14 protein-coding genes are annotated in these 15,570 nt (G+C 54.1%); 11 read left to right on the forward strand and 3 right to left on the reverse strand.

Annotated elements, in window-relative coordinates; translation table 11 throughout:
• The first annotated feature begins 58 nt into the window (after nt 1–58).
• The 9 genes from BM022_RS00745 to rng all read left to right on the forward strand — a co-directional run bounded on the left by BM022_RS00745 (nt 59) and on the right by rng (nt 9,960).
• A complete protein-coding gene (locus tag BM022_RS00745) occupies nt 59–715 on the forward strand; it encodes a hypothetical protein (RefSeq protein WP_091135797.1) in 657 nt (218 codons plus the stop codon).
• Nucleotides 716–923: 208 nt separating this feature from the next.
• Nucleotides 924–1,781, forward strand: a complete 858-nt coding sequence (gene folD / locus BM022_RS00750) for a bifunctional methylenetetrahydrofolate dehydrogenase/methenyltetrahydrofolate cyclohydrolase FolD (protein ID WP_091135799.1) — start codon at nt 924–926, stop codon at nt 1,779–1,781.
• 62 nt (nt 1,782–1,843) lie between these two features.
• Complete coding sequence (gene aceE / locus BM022_RS00755) at nt 1,844–4,513, forward strand: pyruvate dehydrogenase (acetyl-transferring), homodimeric type (protein ID WP_091135801.1); 2,670 nt, start codon at nt 1,844–1,846, stop codon at nt 4,511–4,513.
• Nucleotides 4,514–4,738: 225 nt separating this feature from the next.
• On the forward strand, nt 4,739–6,136 hold the full coding sequence (gene aceF, locus BM022_RS00760) for a dihydrolipoyllysine-residue acetyltransferase (protein WP_091135804.1): 1,398 nt from the start codon (nt 4,739–4,741) through the stop codon (nt 6,134–6,136).
• Nucleotides 6,137–6,197: 61 nt separating this feature from the next.
• A complete protein-coding gene (nadD, locus tag BM022_RS00765) occupies nt 6,198–6,869 on the forward strand; it encodes a nicotinate-nucleotide adenylyltransferase (RefSeq protein ID WP_091136101.1) in 672 nt (223 codons plus the stop codon).
• Nucleotides 6,866–7,339 (forward strand): ribosome silencing factor, encoded by a 474-nt coding sequence (gene rsfS, locus BM022_RS00770; RefSeq protein WP_091135805.1) that lies wholly within the window; start codon nt 6,866–6,868, stop codon nt 7,337–7,339. The genes nadD and rsfS overlap by 4 nt, the downstream gene beginning before the upstream one ends.
• A 12-nt stretch (nt 7,340–7,351) precedes the next feature.
• Nucleotides 7,352–7,822 (forward strand): 23S rRNA (pseudouridine(1915)-N(3))-methyltransferase RlmH, encoded by a 471-nt coding sequence (gene rlmH / locus BM022_RS00775; RefSeq protein ID WP_091135807.1) that lies wholly within the window; start codon nt 7,352–7,354, stop codon nt 7,820–7,822.
• A 34-nt stretch (nt 7,823–7,856) separates the two neighbouring features.
• Nucleotides 7,857–8,483: a Maf family protein gene (locus tag BM022_RS00780; protein WP_091135809.1), complete on the forward strand. Its 627-nt coding sequence runs from the start codon at nt 7,857–7,859 to the stop codon at nt 8,481–8,483.
• 25 nt (nt 8,484–8,508) lie between these two features.
• Nucleotides 8,509–9,960 (forward strand): ribonuclease G, encoded by a 1,452-nt coding sequence (gene rng, locus BM022_RS00785; protein ID WP_091135811.1) that lies wholly within the window; start codon nt 8,509–8,511, stop codon nt 9,958–9,960.
• 13 nt (nt 9,961–9,973) lie between these two features.
• Here the strand turns inward: rng and BM022_RS00790 are convergent, their stop codons facing one another.
• The 3 genes from BM022_RS00790 to BM022_RS00800 all read right to left on the reverse strand — a co-directional run bounded on the left by BM022_RS00790 (nt 9,974) and on the right by BM022_RS00800 (nt 13,059).
• Nucleotides 9,974–11,206 carry an ammonium transporter gene (locus tag BM022_RS00790; protein ID WP_091135814.1) on the reverse strand — a complete coding sequence of 411 codons (1,233 nt, stop codon included), beginning with the start codon at nt 11,204–11,206 and terminating at the stop codon, nt 9,974–9,976.
• Nucleotides 11,207–11,510: 304 nt separating this feature from the next.
• The gene (locus tag BM022_RS00795) at nt 11,511–12,293 is read right to left on the reverse strand and encodes a PEP-CTERM/exosortase system-associated acyltransferase (protein WP_256208781.1); all 783 of its coding nucleotides are present in this window, start codon (nt 12,291–12,293) and stop codon (nt 11,511–11,513) included.
• Nucleotides 12,294–12,306: 13 nt separating this feature from the next.
• The gene (locus tag BM022_RS00800; protein WP_091135815.1) at nt 12,307–13,059 is read right to left on the reverse strand and encodes an outer membrane lipoprotein-sorting protein; all 753 of its coding nucleotides are present in this window, start codon (nt 13,057–13,059) and stop codon (nt 12,307–12,309) included.
• 55 nt (nt 13,060–13,114) lie between these two features.
• On the opposite strand from BM022_RS00800, the gene BM022_RS00805 reads away from it, so the two are divergent.
• Together BM022_RS00805 and BM022_RS00810 are read left to right on the forward strand one after the other, a co-directional pair.
• A complete protein-coding gene (locus BM022_RS00805) occupies nt 13,115–13,855 on the forward strand; it encodes an ABC transporter ATP-binding protein (RefSeq protein WP_091135818.1) in 741 nt (246 codons plus the stop codon).
• An 18-nt stretch (nt 13,856–13,873) separates the two neighbouring features.
• Complete coding sequence (locus BM022_RS00810; protein WP_256208782.1) at nt 13,874–15,544, forward strand: DUF1302 family protein; 1,671 nt, start codon at nt 13,874–13,876, stop codon at nt 15,542–15,544.
• Nucleotides 15,545–15,570 lie beyond the last annotated feature (26 nt).

Below are 15,570 nucleotides of genomic sequence, written 5' to 3' on the forward strand. Positions count from 1 at the left end.
ATATAATGGGTTCCTCTACTAATTCAAAATTAAGACGGGCATGGCCCGAAAGTAAGACATGGACGAAGCGAAAACCGAAACCGGAACACTGCCAGTAGATGTATGCGTGCAGCATGCGCGCGACATACTCGCGTCCCAGCTTCCGCAACTTAAGGATAAGGGCTATGATTTTGCCCCACCCTTCAGGCAAATGACCATCCAGCTCTACCTATTGGGGGTGATGTGGAGATGCGGCGAGAACCTCCATTTGCCAATTGATGCTCGCGACCACGCGTTTCATGCGCTTCAGTCAATGCTCATCAGCGACGGCATGTCCAAAAAGGAGGCGGGAAAGCGGATTGCATTTCTGAGTAGTATGTCAAAAGTCGAAGGCGGGGCAGATACGCTCGCAGTAGCGGTGGGCTACGAGGCGACCTTGAATGACAACAGTATGGTATCCGTATTCGAAGAGTACAGGCATGAGACGAAGGTTTCGGGCGCGTTATGGCGCCTTTTTGAACGTGGCAAGAAGATCATGTTTATTGGAGGGGCAGCGGCAGCCGTCGTCACGATCTGGGCAGTCACGATCTTTCTTCCGAAAACCGAGGGCATCGACATCCTTGCAGCAGGACTGATAGCGGCCGCTCTGGTTGTCATTCCGACATTTCTAATTGGATTGCTGATTTATCGCTTGAAGATAAAAAAAACGAACCCGCCCGCCTCGTCGCCCTTGTAACCAGGCAACGACCGTGCGCCACATTAACCGCACCACCCCGAGGAGGGTACCCACACCTCTAGCAATGTTCACTCCCGTTGGGAAATTGATTACACGTTGCGCCGCGGGTGGGGCTTACTCCTGCGGCGTGAGGGGAGAAAGCTGGAGCCGGACAACGTATAATTATCCGTTTTGTTTTTCAAGGGTGTCGGCCCAGGCCTGATAAACAATGACTGCGAAAATCATGGATGGCAACCTGCTCGCCAGAGAAATGCGGGCCGCGTGGAAGGGTCGCGCGCAACATTTAGCGGAGCAAGGCAGTCAGCCAGGCTTGGCGGTGATCATTGCCGGTAACGATCCGGCTTCCCGTATATACGTACGCAACAAGGCCAAGGCCTGCGTCGAAACCGGGATATATTCGGAAATACATGAGTTTTCGGAGAATGTGAGCCAGGATGAAGTCATCCGACGCATTCAGGAGCTAAACGAAAACCTGCGGATCAATGGCATTCTGGTGCAATTGCCGCTGCCGCCGCACTTCGAAAACGACAAGGTGTTCGCGTCTATTGCGGTAGAAAAGGATGTGGATGGGTTCCATCCTTATAACGTGGGCGCGCTTGCAACCGGCAACGCCATTTTTCCGCCATGCACCCCTCATGGCGTGATGCACATGCTGGAGAAATACGGTATTCCAGTCGAGGGGCAGCACGCGGTAGTGGTGGGACGCAGCAATATAGTCGGCAAGCCAATGGCGTTGATGCTCTTGCAAAAAAGCGCGACCGTCACCATCTGCACATCCAAAACACGTGACCTGGCCGAACATACACGCCGTGCAGACATCCTGGTGGTTGCGGCAGGAAAGCCGCGCATGATTAGCGCCGCGATGATCAAGGCAGGCGCGGCGGTGATCGATGTGGGTATCAATCGCCTTCCCGACGGCAGCCTCACGGGCGACGTAGACTTCGATTCCGTCAAGGAGAAAGCAGGATACATTACCCCGGTTCCGGGCGGGGTAGGGCCGATGACAATTACCATGTTACTCTGCAACACCATCGAGGCCGCGGAACGCGCTCAAACACAGTGTTAGCCGCAGCGCTGCAGGCTAACGGGCGACCCAGGCACGTTTACAACATTCCGAGAATATGAAACATGGAACCCTTACCCGATATAGACCCTTCTGAAACCCAGGAATGGCTGGATGCGCTGGACTCCGTGCTGACCAACGAGGGAACGGAACGAGCGCATTATTTGCTCGAAAGGCTGGTTGAAAAAGCGCGCCGTTCGGGCGCGTACCTTCCCTATAGTGCGACCACGGCTTATATCAATACCATACCCCCGGGGAAAGAAGAGCGCTCGCCCGGAAATCATGCACTTGAGCACCGCATTCGGTCTTATGTGCGGTGGAATTCCATGGCAATGGTTCTACGCGCGAACAAAAACTCCAACGTTGGCGGGCATATCGCGAGCTTTGCATCTGCCGCGACGCTTTATGATGTGGGTTATAACCACTTCTGGCAGGCAACCTCGGAGGACCGTGGAGGCGATTTGGTATATGCCCAGGGGCATTCCTCCCCCGGACTTTATGCCTATGCTTTTCTACTGGGAGAGCTGACGGAGGAACAACTCAATAATTTCCGCCAGGAGGTCGAGGGCAAAGGCTTGTCGTCGTATCCCCATCCCTGGCTGATGCCGGACTTTTGGCAATTTCCCACGGTATCAATGGGCCTGGGCCCCTTGATGGCAATTTACCAAGCGCGTTTCATGAAGTATTTGGACAGCCGGGGTCTCGTAAAAACTCAGGGGCGCAAGGTTTGGGCCTTCATGGGAGACGGGGAAATGGACGAACCGGAGTCGATGGGGGCCATCTCGCTGGCCTCGCGCGAGAACCTGGACAACCTTATTTTTGTCGTCAACTGCAACCTTCAACGCCTCGACGGGCCGGTTCGTGGCAATGGCAAGATTATCCAGGAACTGGAAGCTGCCTTTCGTGGTGCTGGCTGGAACGTCATCAAGGTCATATGGGGCTCGTACTGGGATCCGCTGCTCGCAAAGGACACCAAGGGATTGCTACAGCAACGCATGATGGAGTGCGTCGATGGCGAATACCAGACTTTCAAGTCGAGAGACGGCGCATATGTTCGCGAGCACTTCTTCGGCAAATATCCGGAGCTGTTGGAAATGGTTGCCAACATGTCCGACGATGACATTTGGCGACTGAACCGGGGTGGGCACGATCCGCACAAGGTGTATGCTGCTTATTCGGCTGCCTCAAAGCATAAGGGACAGCCTACTGTAATCCTTGCCAAAACGATCAAGGGCTATGGCATGGGCGAGGCAGGAGAGGCCCAGAACATTACCCATCAGCAGAAGAAGATGGGCACCACTTCTCTTAAAGCTTTTCGGGATCGCTTCGGCCTGCCAATCGCGGACGACATCATCGATGACATACCCTATTTGACATTCGACAAGGATTCTCCTGAATCCGTGTACATGCACCAGCGACGGCAGGCGCTGGGAGGATTTCTCCATCGCCGCCGGCGTTCGGCCGACGCCTTGCAAATACCGCCACTATCAGCCTTCGAGACATTACTCAAGGCCAGCGGCGAGGGCCGGGAATCTTCCACCACCATGGCGTTCGTGCGCATACTGAATGTACTGGTGAAAGACAAGAACATCGGTAAGCGGGTGGTGCCCATCGTTGCGGATGAGTCGCGCACCTTCGGCATGGAAGGCATGTTTCGCCAGTTGGGCATCTGGTCTTCGACGGGGCAACTTTATACGCCGCAAGATGCCGATCAACTGATGTATTACAAGGAGGACAAGAACGGCCAAATCCTGCAGGAGGGCATTAACGAGGCGGGTGCCATGTCTTCATGGATGGCTGCCGCAAGTGCTTACAGCACGCATGGTGTGCAAATGATCCCGTTTTATATTTTTTACTCCATGTTTGGTTTCCAGCGCGTGGGGGATTTGGCTTGGGCGGCGGGCGATATGCGCTGCCGCGGCTTCTTACTGGGAGGGACGGCGGGGCGCACCACCCTGAACGGGGAAGGATTGCAGCATGAGGACGGTCATAGCCATCTAATCGCCTCCACAATTCCTAACTGCATTTCCTACGATCCTACGTTTGCATACGAGCTCGCTGTAATTATCCGGGACGGCCTGCGGCGCATGTATGAGGTCCAGGAGGATATTTATTATTACATCACGGTCATGAACGAAAACTATCCTCATCCGGAAATGCCGGCAGGCGCTGAGGAGGGCATACTGAAGGGGATGTATCTGTTCCAAGAGGGTAGCGCGTCGGATAAGACGGATGCCAGCCTCAGAGTTCAGCTGCTCGGTTCGGGCACTATTTTGCGTGAGGTGATCGCCGCGGCAGAGATTCTGGAGAAGGAATACGGCGTTACAGCCGATATCTGGAGCGTCACCAGCTTTAACGAATTGAGACGGGAAGCATTAGATGCAGCTCGCTGGAACTTGCTGCATCCGGCAGAACCGGCGAGGTTGTCATATGTGGGCACCTGCCTGACAGACAGACCAGGTCCGGTGGTGGCCGCTACGGACTATATGAAGGTATTCGCCGACCAGATACGCGAGTTTGTGCCCGGAAGATATAAAGTCCTGGGTACAGACGGCTTCGGGCGTTCGGACACGCGGCCACGGTTGCGGCGGTTTTTTGAGGTTGATCGCTATTACGTCGCTTTGGCCGCGCTTAAAGCCCTGGCCGAAGAAGGCAGCATTACTGCTGGGGTGGTGGACCAGGCGATAGCGAAGTTTGGCATTGACCCGGATAAACCCAACCCGGTGACGGTGTAACGTTATCAGCGGGAACGCAAATACGTCTGCTGTTGCAGGTCCTACCTGTGTATTGATATGCGAGCGCGCGGATACGTAACTATTACACCGCGCCGCGGCGCCGGTGGCGGACAAAGAGATAAGCGACTGGCGGATATATCCGCGAAGCCATCTTCTTGGCTCGCAGCCCAGGATCTCACGGGTCGGAATTGGAGAGCATCGTAAACAGAGTCAAGGGGGAAAGGCGTGGCAGAAACCAAACGGGTGTTAATTCCGGATATTGGCGACTTTAAAGACGTTCCGGTGATTGAAGTATTGGTAAAGGCCGGCGATAAGGTGAAGGCGGAAGATTCCTTGATCGTGCTTGAATCAGACAAGGCGACCATCGAGGTGCCCTCACCCTTTTCCGGCGTCGTCAAAGACGTATCGGTGAAGGTGGACGACAAGGTTTCCGAAGGTACGCCAGTTTTGGAAATGGAAGTCTCGGCTACGGACAGCGCCGCATCGGCCGAACCTTCGGTTAAAGCCCAAGTTCCGTCGCCGCCCGAAGCCCAGCCCCAAGCCCAAGCCCAACTCCAGCCCCAAGCCCAACCCCAGCCCCAGCAAATCATGGACGCGGCCGCGGCCGAGAACTCCCGCCCCGCTCCAGGTCCGATCGCCGAGGTTTCTGATTCCGCTTTGGCTCTATCCCCTCTCCGCCAGCCGGAATCCAAGATCCCGCCGCCGGACGAAGCCATGTTTGCAAAGGCACACGCCGGTCCCGCCGTGCGACGCCTCGCGCGCGAACTGGGGGTAAACCTTGGCCTGGTCAAAGGTACCGGGACGAAACAGCGGATACTAAAGGAAGACGTACAGGCTTACGTCAAAGCAGAACTTGCGCGGCCACGAGGTGGCGCTGGGTTGGAGCTTAATCTGCTGCCGTGGCCCGACGTCGATTTCGCCAAATTCGGGCGCGTGGAGTTGCGGCCGCTGTCGCGGATTAAAAAAATAGCTGGGGCCAATTTACACCGTAACTGGGTAATGATCCCGCACGTTACGCAATTTGATGAGGCCGACATAACCGAGTTGGAAGCATTACGCAAGGAATCCAACGAGTCGACGAAGGAAGAAGGGGTAAAAGTAACGATACTTGCGTTTTTGATGCGGGCAGTAGTAGCCGTATTGAAAAAATTTCCCGAGTTCAACGCTTCGCTCGCCGGTGATGGGGAAAATCTGGTGGTCAAGAATTACTACCATCTCGGATTCGCGGTAGATACCCCGCACGGATTGGTGGTGCCCGTGATTCGGGAAGTGGATCAAAAAGGGGTGATTGCGATTGCAAAGGAAATGGCCGACCTTGCAGTGCTGGCCCGTGAGGGCAAGCTGAAGCCAGCCGATATGCAGGGGGCGAGCTTTACTATTTCGAGTCTCGGCGGCATAGGCGGCACGGCATTCACGCCCATCATAAACGCACCCGAAGTTGCCATTCTGGGAGTGTCTCGCAGCAGCATGAGGCCCGTCTATCATGATGGGCATTTTGTCCCCCGCTTGATGCTGCCGTTATCCCTGTCTTATGATCACCGCGTGATTGACGGTGCAACCGCCGCACGCTTCACATCTCACTTGGTCGAGGTTCTCGCGGACATGCGGCGAGTCCTGCTGTGATCTTCAACTATACTGGAGGAGGCCACGCGCTCCCGTTCCACCGCTTCCCCTTCATATGGTAATGCGTAACAGTGGACGTCCACTTCTCGGGATTTTTGGTGGAACCTTTGATCCTATTCACTACGGTCATTTACGGGTAGCCGAAGAAATTGGCGAAATGGCCGACTTGCGGGAAGTGCGCGTTATCCCTGCCGGGATGCCCCGTTTGCGCGCCGATCCCGTCGCATCCCTTCATCATCGAGTGGCGATGGTTCATCTGGCGACTGAGAATAACCCCAGATTCAAGCTGGACGACCGTGAAATTCGACGGCACGGCATAAGCCGGACCGTGGATTCGCTAAGAGAAATCAGGCAGGAGCTGGACGGGGTGGCGCTGTGTGTCATTACGGGTGCTGACGCGTTCATTAAACTTGCTGAGTGGCACAGTTGGCGCGAACTTTTCCAGCTATGCCATTTCATTGTTGCGGCCCGCCCGGGCCACGCGCTGACGATAAGCCGCGATGACCTGCCCCGGGAGTTAAAGGACGAGTGCGCCGGACGGTGGGTTAGCAGCGCAGAGGGTCTCAAGCAGATTTCCAGTGGACTGATTTTTATAGCTCCGACCACCTTGCTGGATATTTCTGCCACAAACATACGTGCCCGTGTGGCTGCCGGAAAAAGTCTTCGTTATCTGGTTCCCGACGCCGTTCTAAATTATATTGCGACCAACCACTTGTATTCGGGAGAATTATGACGCTTGCCAAACTCGTGAAAACTATTGTGGCTGCGCTTGAAGAAATCAAGGCGCGAGATGTTGAAGTGTTGGACGTGAGGAAGATATCTACGCTATTCGATCGGATGATTATCGCGAGCGGAGATTCTACCCGCCAGACGAAGGCGATTGCGAATAACGTGGCCGAAAAGGTCAAGGCCGCCGGAGGTTCGGTTTATGGCATAGAAGGGGAAGAAACCGGCGAGTGGATTCTTGTCGACCTGGGAGATGTGCTGGTGCATGTCATGCAAAGTGCCGCCCGCGCGCACTACAACCTGGAAGAACTGTGGGCGGAGGCGAAAAAAATAAAACGCGCCACGGCGTCCGCTCCAGGCGGCATAAGTTCGGTATCGGCCTCGGGCGAGCGTAGCAAAGCTCCAGCTCAAGCCGGACCCAAGTCAAAAATGAGCAAAACCGCTGGATCTCAATTGGATCTCGGTGGAGAAGACTGACTTAGTTATGCCATGAAGTTCATCATTTGCACGGTTGGACACAGAATGCAGCCCTGGGTCGCAGCCGCGTTTGAGGAATACGCCAAGCGGATGCCTCATGAGGCTGGGATTGAATTGGTCGAAATCAAGCCTGAGAAGCGGGGAAACGGTAAAACTGCAGCGCAATTGCTGGTGGCGGAAGGTGCCCGTATCCGGGCGGCGATACCCCCGCGATGTCGAGTCGTGGCAATGGATGAACGCGGCAGCCAGTGGACGACCAGCATGCTGGCCGATTCCATTGTCAAGTGGATGACGAACGGCAGTGACACGGCATTTATCATCGGTGGCGCGGATGGGCTGGATCCCAGCATCAAGCGTTCCGCTGACGAAGTTTTGGCATTGTCGGCCCTGACGCTCCCGCATGGGTTCGTGCGTGTACTGCTGGCGGAACAACTATATCGAGCCGTGTCGCTTATCAAAGGTCATCCTTATCATCGGGCATAGAACGACTGCCCGGACTTCCTGAAGGAATCTGGAGATCGTCACGCTTCGTGAAAATTGCATTTACCTCGCTTCTCGCAGTCCGCGGCGGCAGCAGTTGTTATCGCAGATTGGCGTCGATTTCGAGGTTTTATCGCTGCGCGAAGCTTCGCCCCGGGTTGCGGATGTGGATGAAAAGCCGCTGCCGGATGAACTTCCGTTGGACTACGCCCGACGTATTGCACGCTTAAAGGCTGAAATGGGTCGGCTCCGGCTGCTCGAGCGCGGTTTGCGCGACCTTCCGCTGTTAGCGGCGGACACGGCGGTAGCGCTGGGCAAGCGTATTCTCGGGAAGCCGGTTGATTGCGCGCATGCAAAGGAAATGCTGGAGGCGCTTTCCGGGCAGACCCACCACGTGTTAACCGCGATTGCGGTGGCTGCCCAGATCGGCATACAAGTGCGTGTCTCCACAACCATGGTTCGGTTCCGCCATATCAGCGAACGTGAAATTCGCGCATATCTCGCACACGGCGAGGCGCAAGACAAGGCAGGTGCCTACGCAATTCAAGGACGTGCGGCAGTTTTTGTATCCGCTATTTCGGGCAGCTACAGTGGCGTGGTGGGGCTGCCGCTATACGAGACCGCACAGTTGCTGGAAGAGTATGAAATATCGCTTTTTACCTGAAATGTATTAGTACCCGGCTATCGTTATGAATAGCGAAATTCTCGTCAATATCACCCCACAGGAAACGCGGGTTGCCGTGATCGAACAAGGCGCCGTGCAAGAATTGCATATCGAGCGCACCAGCAGCCGCGGCATCGTTGGGAACATCTATAATGGCCGTGTCATCCGGGTACTCCCGGGAATGCAATCAGCTTTTGTCGACATCGGACTTGATCGCGCCGCCTTCCTTCACTTGGCAGATATCTGGCGGTTGCGGCAGGGCGAGGATGCGGGAAAGCCCATAGAAAGATTGCTGCATGAAGGCAAGAATATCGTCGTCCAGGTGATCAAGGATGCAATTGGCACAAAGGGCGCGCGTCTGTCTACTCAGGTCAGTATCGCGGGGCGCATGCTTGTCTATCTTCCGCAGGTATCGCATATCGGTATTTCCCAGCGCATCGAGGATGAAACCGAGCGAAAGTCCCTCCGCGAGAAGCTCAGACATCTGGTGCCGGCCGGCGAAAAAGGCGGTTTTATCATCCGGACCATGGCGGAAGCCGCCAGCGAGCCGGATTTGCAGACCGATATAGAATATCTGCATAAGTTATGGCGCGACATCAACGAAAAGTCATTCAGTGCTCAGCCTGGACTGCTGTACCAGGATTTGAACCTTAGCTCCCGCGTATTGCGCGATTTTATTAATGACGATACTGTGCGCATTTTGGTTGATTCGCGCGAAACCTTCCAGAAAATGACCTCATTTGCCGAAATCTATATGGCAAATGTAAAGGAACGAATCGATCATTACGCCGGCGAGCGTCCGCTATTTGACCTCTACGGAGTGGAAGATGAAATTGAAAAGTCGCTGGCGAGACGCGTCAACCTGAAATCCGGCGGTTATCTCATCATCGATCAGACCGAGGCATTAACCACGATAGACGTGAACACAGGAGGATTTGTCGGCATACGCAGTTTTGACGATACCATTTTCAAAACCAATCTCGAGGCTGCACAGGTTATCGCCCGCCAGCTTCGCCTGCGAAATCTCGGGGGTATCATCATCATTGATTTTATTGATATGGAGAATGCAGAACACAAGAGTGCCGTGCTCACCGAATTCAAGAAATCATTGACGAAAGACCGAACGCACATGACTGTTAACGGCTTCACCGCGCTCGGGTTGGTGGAAATGACACGCAAGCGCACACGCGAGAGCCTCGCCCACATCGTGTGCGAACTATGTCCGACCTGCCAGGGCAGAGCCAAAGTGAGAACAGCGCAGACGATGTGCTACGAAATTCTGCGTGAATTATTGCGTGAATCCCGTCAATTCGACGCGCGCGAATTTCGCATTCTTGCTTCACAGCAAGTCATCGACTTATTTCTCGATGAGGAATCCCAAAGCCTTGCTCAACTGGCGGACTTTATCGCCAAACCTATCAGCCTTCAGGTTGAGGCGACTTATACTCAGGAACAATATGATGTGATCCTGATGTAGGACCGCTCGCGCGCTAGGTCTTGTGGTGCGTCTCAATCTCCAGTCCTACTCCAGACTCGATCTCCGCTCCCGCAGGCCCCTCAACATGCGTGAACGCTTCACTGTCCTCATAAGCCAAGTCGGTGGTACCGGTGGCCTTTATCAGCTTACCGGCAATGAGTCCTGTGGCGAACGCAAACGTTACGCTGAACACGATGCCGATGAATTGAGCCATTGCGATGCCGGGTACGACAAGCATCGCAATAAACGCACCCAATAGACCAGGCATGCCGTGCAGATTATGGACGCCGCAGGTATCCACGATTTTGAAGCGAGCTTCCAGCGCGGGTTGTATGAACACGTAACCGATGACGCTGAGACCGCCGGCCAACAGACCGATTGCAAAAGCACCTGTCGGTGACACAATATTGCATGTTGACCCGATAGCGACGCCCCCAGCCAGTGCTGCGTTTGCCATGTCGACCATGGATGTTTTGCCTTTATGAAAATAGGTGCTCAAGAAATAAGTGCCTATTGTGGCTCCGCACAGGGCGAGTACTGTATTGACGACGGTCTGCGGCATTTCCTCGAATGGAACAATTGCGGTCGCAAAACTGGGCCAGAAAAGCCACAAGACCATTGAACCGAGCATGGCGAAGCGATCAGATGTTGCATCGGATTCGATGGCTTGCATCCGCTGTCGGGAGGTTGTCAGCGCAAGCGACAATCCGAGGCCGAAGTAGGCGCCAAACGCATGAATGATGACTGACCCGGCGGTGTCCTGATAGCCCTCTGTCAGTCCCATTCCATTATCCAGCACGAGCCATTCGTTCATGAGGTAGGCGGGAACCAACAAAAGCGCGAGGAGCGCGTATTGAAAAACCCGGAGCCGCCCAAGCACGGCGCCCATTGCAATCAACGCGGTAGCGACCGCAAATTCCGCGAAAAGCAGGGCTTTGACTGTATTAGGCGCAATTTCATGCGCGAACACGCCGTTGGCGCGGAGCAGCATATAAAAAGGAAGGCCAACGGCAACCACCAGATAGGTTCCAGTCGTCGCCCCAAAGCCGTATCGTCTGACAAACACCATCAGAAAACCAAAACCTACCAGCAACATGGCAAGGATGTGGATAACATAATTGTACTGGGCGACCTGACGGGCTTCGCTCAGCTCGGCGGTGAGATCGCCCTCGCTTGCCCAGGCGCCGAAACACAGCAGAAACAGGTTGGCGATACCAAACAGCGTTAAGCAGAGGTTTTTCTTCATTTGATTTTCCCTCCCTTCTTCAGATTGTTGAGTTACCCACCAAGGAGTGTGATCCTCAATAGCCTTAAAAACAATAGGGATTTAGTGAATATCTGTCCTATTTGAAGATAGCGGGGCGGGGATTCGACTGGTGCTAACCAACATTGATTTTTCAATCCCGGCCTTCGGGATGAATATAGGCGGAACGATTTCTCTCGCTGCTATGCAAACTGATGGCGGAAGCGCGATTCGGGACGCGACATGAATGCCCGCGCAGCGTTCAGATGAGGATGGGGTAGGGATGCAGCTTGCTAAAGCACTTCTTTTATTTTGTTACGGCCTTCTGGATATCGGCCGCAATGGCATGGTACAGAGAATGAAATATCGTGCGCATTTCGGTGATAATGTTGGCGACATTCATCATGGCCGGGACCCGCTCGCCACGATGCTCAATTGCTTCCCCAATGCGTTGCAGTTTGACGCCGAGCTTGCAAAAATGAGCTGCCTGTCTGGGTTCCGTGAGGACGAATAAGGTCTCTATTCCGCTGATACGTGCAAGTTCGGTCGTGCCAAGGTAGAGCCCGAGCGGAATATAGGGAAAGCGGCGGGATTTTCCTATATCTGAATCTTCATCAGCGAGACTTACCGGGCTATTAGCCTCGCCTTTACGTCGCCGATAGCTTGCGACAACGGCGAGCCGCGATACCTCGGCGATACGATCACGGGGTAATCGTGCTGGATCAATAATCGACCGGTCGAGCGCCGTGGCACAGGTTGTTTCGAACGGCAAATGGTAGTTGGAATCGTCCGGTCGTGGCCGCACGATGCGCGTGCAGCCTATAAATTCCCCCGTCTTAACGCTGCGCAGCAGAAGGTGCAGCGAATTCGAGTCATGCTCGTCGGTTTCAAGCCTATCTGGCCGCGCGGATTCAAATTGCAGGTCCTCGCAATACACTTGGTGCCGAACGCGATATACCTCGTCCTTAAGCGCATTTGAGAAAGCCGGCACGATTTCAAAGTATTGATGGAAAATACTGCCCAGGTCGAGGGACTCGGACACAGGCGTTGCTTGATCTTCCACGCCGTTTGTCGCTATAGTGTTTGGCACTTCCAGTCACTCGCTATTCAAGTTTTTTCAGATAGTCTTTCGTAAACATCTTGTCCTCCAAGTCCCGCAGTTTCATTTCAGAATATTCCAGTGTGGATTTCTCGCCCTGGCGGAGCGCATCTTCCATAACAAGGCGGGTTGGGCGTTGCTTACCCAATATCGTCTGGAAATTCTCATAACTAGCCGTCTTGAGAAGGCGATTGGAGAGGGAGTAAAACTCAGCGCGGTAGGGCCAGAAATTAGATTGCCGTACCCAATATAAGACTTTATGATACGTCACGCTTTTATCGACGCCCGTTAGGTCGAGGACGTAATAATTTTCACCATTAAGGGCTTCTGTGCGCAAAATTGTAGCGGTATAGTCCCCGGTAAAATTTGCTCGCGCCAAGTCGCCGTTTGCTACCTGCCCGGTTAGCCGCTGCGATAGTGATAGACGTACTGGCTGGGAAACGTCCGGAACAAAAATCCAGAGGTCGCGTCCTTTCATCAGCAGTATCTGGCCCCGCTCCGAAGCAGGGGCGGTCTTCATCACCAGGCTGTTCTCGTTGCCCTTGGATAGGACCCGGTATTTATGCATATCTTCCGGTTGGGCGGGACCGGTGGTGTTGATTGTGACATCGACCTGAAAACTCTCCCGCGGAAAACGTATCTGGTCCGACTTCTCCAGTATGCTTTGGGCCAACTCGGGGTCGCCCGACCCGTGGGAAACCGTCGTAATAAATATAAAAATTACCGACAATGAATACTGCAAAGATTTTTTATGCATTTCAGTTTCCTGTTGTGAGTGCCGTTGATCCTCAAGCTGCCCATCAGGAGTCCTTATGAGCCTTGTACGACTTGAGAATGTTTCGAAACATTACACCCTTGGCGAACAGCAAGTCCAGGCACTCAAGGATGTCAGTCTTTGCATTCACGATGGGGAGTTCCTTGCCATCGCAGGCCCATCAGGTAGCGGCAAGTCCACTCTGCTCAATCTGATCGGTTGCATCGATACGCCATCGCTGGGTAAGATTTTCATCAACGGGACGGACGTCAGCGGCCGTACATCAGATGAGCTTTCCGATCTCAGGGCTCGGACTATTGGTTTTATTTTTCAAACGTTCAATTTATTTCCGGTTCTTTCCGCCGAGGAAAATGTCGAATACCCCTTGCTACAGTTCAAGGAACTGAGCGCCAAGGAGCGCCGCCACCGTATCTCGACATACCTTTCCATCGTGGGTCTGTCCAGGTTCGCCACGCATCGCCCTAACCAGCTTAGTGGTGGGCAGCGCCAACGGGTAGCCATCGCAAGGGCCCTTGCAACGCAACCCAAAATTGTCCTTGCGGACGAGCCAACCGCAAATCTTGACCACAAGACCGGCGAAGGCATTCTCCAGTTAATGAAAGAAATTAACGGCAATTTCAAGACAACCTTTATTTTCTCCACTCATGACGCGCGTGTGATGGCCATGGCTGACCGAGTCGTATCTATCGAAGACGGGCAGCTAACGAAGGAAGAGGTAAGGGATGAGAAGAAAAACGTCAATCAAATGCGCGGCGCCACGCCGACGAAAATTGGGTGATCGAAGGCGCCGGTCAAAATGGGACGGATGGAAGACAGCGATAAGTTTGGATATGCGATATCCACATCAGCGCTGATTGTATTGCTGCTAAGCAGCTTCGCCGCCCGGGGAGCTGATTCTCCCACCGGCACCAGCCAGGAGCGATCAAACTCGGCTAAAGCATATGTCGATGAGCCGTTATCTCTGGCATTGTCTTTGTCCCTGGCATCGTTTTCCGGGCCATATCCGCCTATGCCAGCCAATGACACCAGTTTGAGCGTGCATGAGGAAGCTCCTATCCGAAACGGAGCGAATGGAACGGGCGCGGACCCAATGCTCTCGCTATCCCAAACGCTTTCCTCGCCATTGCCCCCGGTAACTGCCAACAAGGACGAGAATTTAGCAGCGATCGCGAAAGATGGCGGAGCCGGCGGATTTACCTCACGGGAAGCCCTGTTCGGTGGCGATGAGCAGCCAGAAATAAAATCTCCTCCGGTCCCCGCATGGAAAACATTGGTGACGGGTTGGAAGGGATTTTCTCAAATGGAGATTGCCCAAACCTATGCTGATCCGGAGCATTTTTCCAAGGCAAAGCTGCGGACTGAATTGTCCCGCACCGGGCAATTCAACGAATATCTTAAATGGAAGATCAGCGGACGGTTTGACTACGACGCCGCCTATGATTTGTCCAATTTTTATCCTTCCGCTGTGCGCCAGGATCAGCGGTACGATTTTTTCCTGCGTGAGAACTACCTGGACATTTCAGCTGGCAACTTAGACTTTCGCCTCGGTCGCCAGCACGTCATTTGGGGGGAAATGGTCGGCCTGTTTTTCGCAGATGTGGTATCCGCCAAGGATATGCGCGAATTTATTCTGCCGGCGTTCGATATCCTGCGCATTCCGCAATGGGCGGTTCGGGCGGAATATTCAAAAAACGATTTCCATGCGGAAGTGTTGTGGATTCCCGTTCCGACCCTGGACGAGATCGGGAAGCCCGGCGCCGATTTTTACCCTGGCCCGCTTCGAGGAACAGCCAGCTATATTGAGGAGGACCGCTCCGGACGCAACATTGGGAACTCGAACTATGGGGTCCGTTTATCGCAACTGATAAAGGGGTGGGACGTTTCCGGATTTTACTATCACAGCCTAGATGCCGCCTCCACGTTCTACCGGGTGAGCGGACCGACGGAGCCGCTCGTTTTCCAGCCTCGCCACGACCAGATCGATCAGTTTGGGGCAACTGTCACCAAAGATCTCGGTTCGGCTGTATTCAAGGGTGAACTGGTTTATACCGATGGAAGACAATTTAATGTCGGGCAACCTTCTGCTCCAAATGGGCTGGTCAGGCAAAATACCCTGGACTATGCGCTTGGTCTCGATTTCAGTTTGCCCGCTGACACTCGCCTGAACGTTCAGTTTTTTCAGCGGGTCTTTTTCGGATACGATCCCGGTATTTTTTCGGATCGGGTAGAAAACGGGGCGAGCGTTCTTCTCAATGGCAAGCTCTGGCAAAAGCTGGAAGCACAAGTGTTGCTCATACATAGCTTAAATCGCAGCGACTGGATGTTCCGCCCCCGGCTGTCGTGGAATTTTCAACGGAATTGGCGCTGGGCGGTTGGAGCCGATGTTTTCGGGGGTAAACCCACTGGGTTGTTTGGCCGCTTCGATCAGAGCGACCGCGTCTATACAGAACTGAGGTTCTCTTTCTGATCACTGTCCTCGCTTGATTCCGTATG

Source organism: Nitrosospira sp. Nsp14, from assembly GCF_900113575.1.
Lineage (GTDB): Bacteria > Pseudomonadota > Gammaproteobacteria > Burkholderiales > Nitrosomonadaceae > Nitrosospira.

Coding starts and splice junctions, on each gene's coding strand:
- rlmH (WP_091135807.1), top strand. CDS start 7,352: ATGAAGTTCATCATTTGCACGGTTGGACACAGAATGCAGCCCTGGGTC.
- BM022_RS00790 (WP_091135814.1), bottom strand. CDS start 11,206: ATGAAGAAAAACCTCTGCTTAACGCTGTTTGGTATCGCCAACCTGTTT.
- aceE (WP_091135801.1), top strand. CDS start 1,844: ATGGAACCCTTACCCGATATAGACCCTTCTGAAACCCAGGAATGGCTG.
- rsfS (WP_091135805.1), top strand. CDS start 6,866: ATGACGCTTGCCAAACTCGTGAAAACTATTGTGGCTGCGCTTGAAGAA.
- BM022_RS00745 (WP_091135797.1), top strand. CDS start 59: ATGGACGAAGCGAAAACCGAAACCGGAACACTGCCAGTAGATGTATGC.
- BM022_RS00800 (WP_091135815.1), bottom strand. CDS start 13,059: ATGCATAAAAAATCTTTGCAGTATTCATTGTCGGTAATTTTTATATTT.
- folD (WP_091135799.1), top strand. CDS start 924: ATGACTGCGAAAATCATGGATGGCAACCTGCTCGCCAGAGAAATGCGG.
- rng (WP_091135811.1), top strand. CDS start 8,509: ATGAATAGCGAAATTCTCGTCAATATCACCCCACAGGAAACGCGGGTT.
- BM022_RS00810 (WP_256208782.1), top strand. CDS start 13,874: ATGGGACGGATGGAAGACAGCGATAAGTTTGGATATGCGATATCCACA.
- nadD (WP_091136101.1), top strand. CDS start 6,198: ATGCGTAACAGTGGACGTCCACTTCTCGGGATTTTTGGTGGAACCTTT.
- BM022_RS00805 (WP_091135818.1), top strand. CDS start 13,115: ATGAGCCTTGTACGACTTGAGAATGTTTCGAAACATTACACCCTTGGC.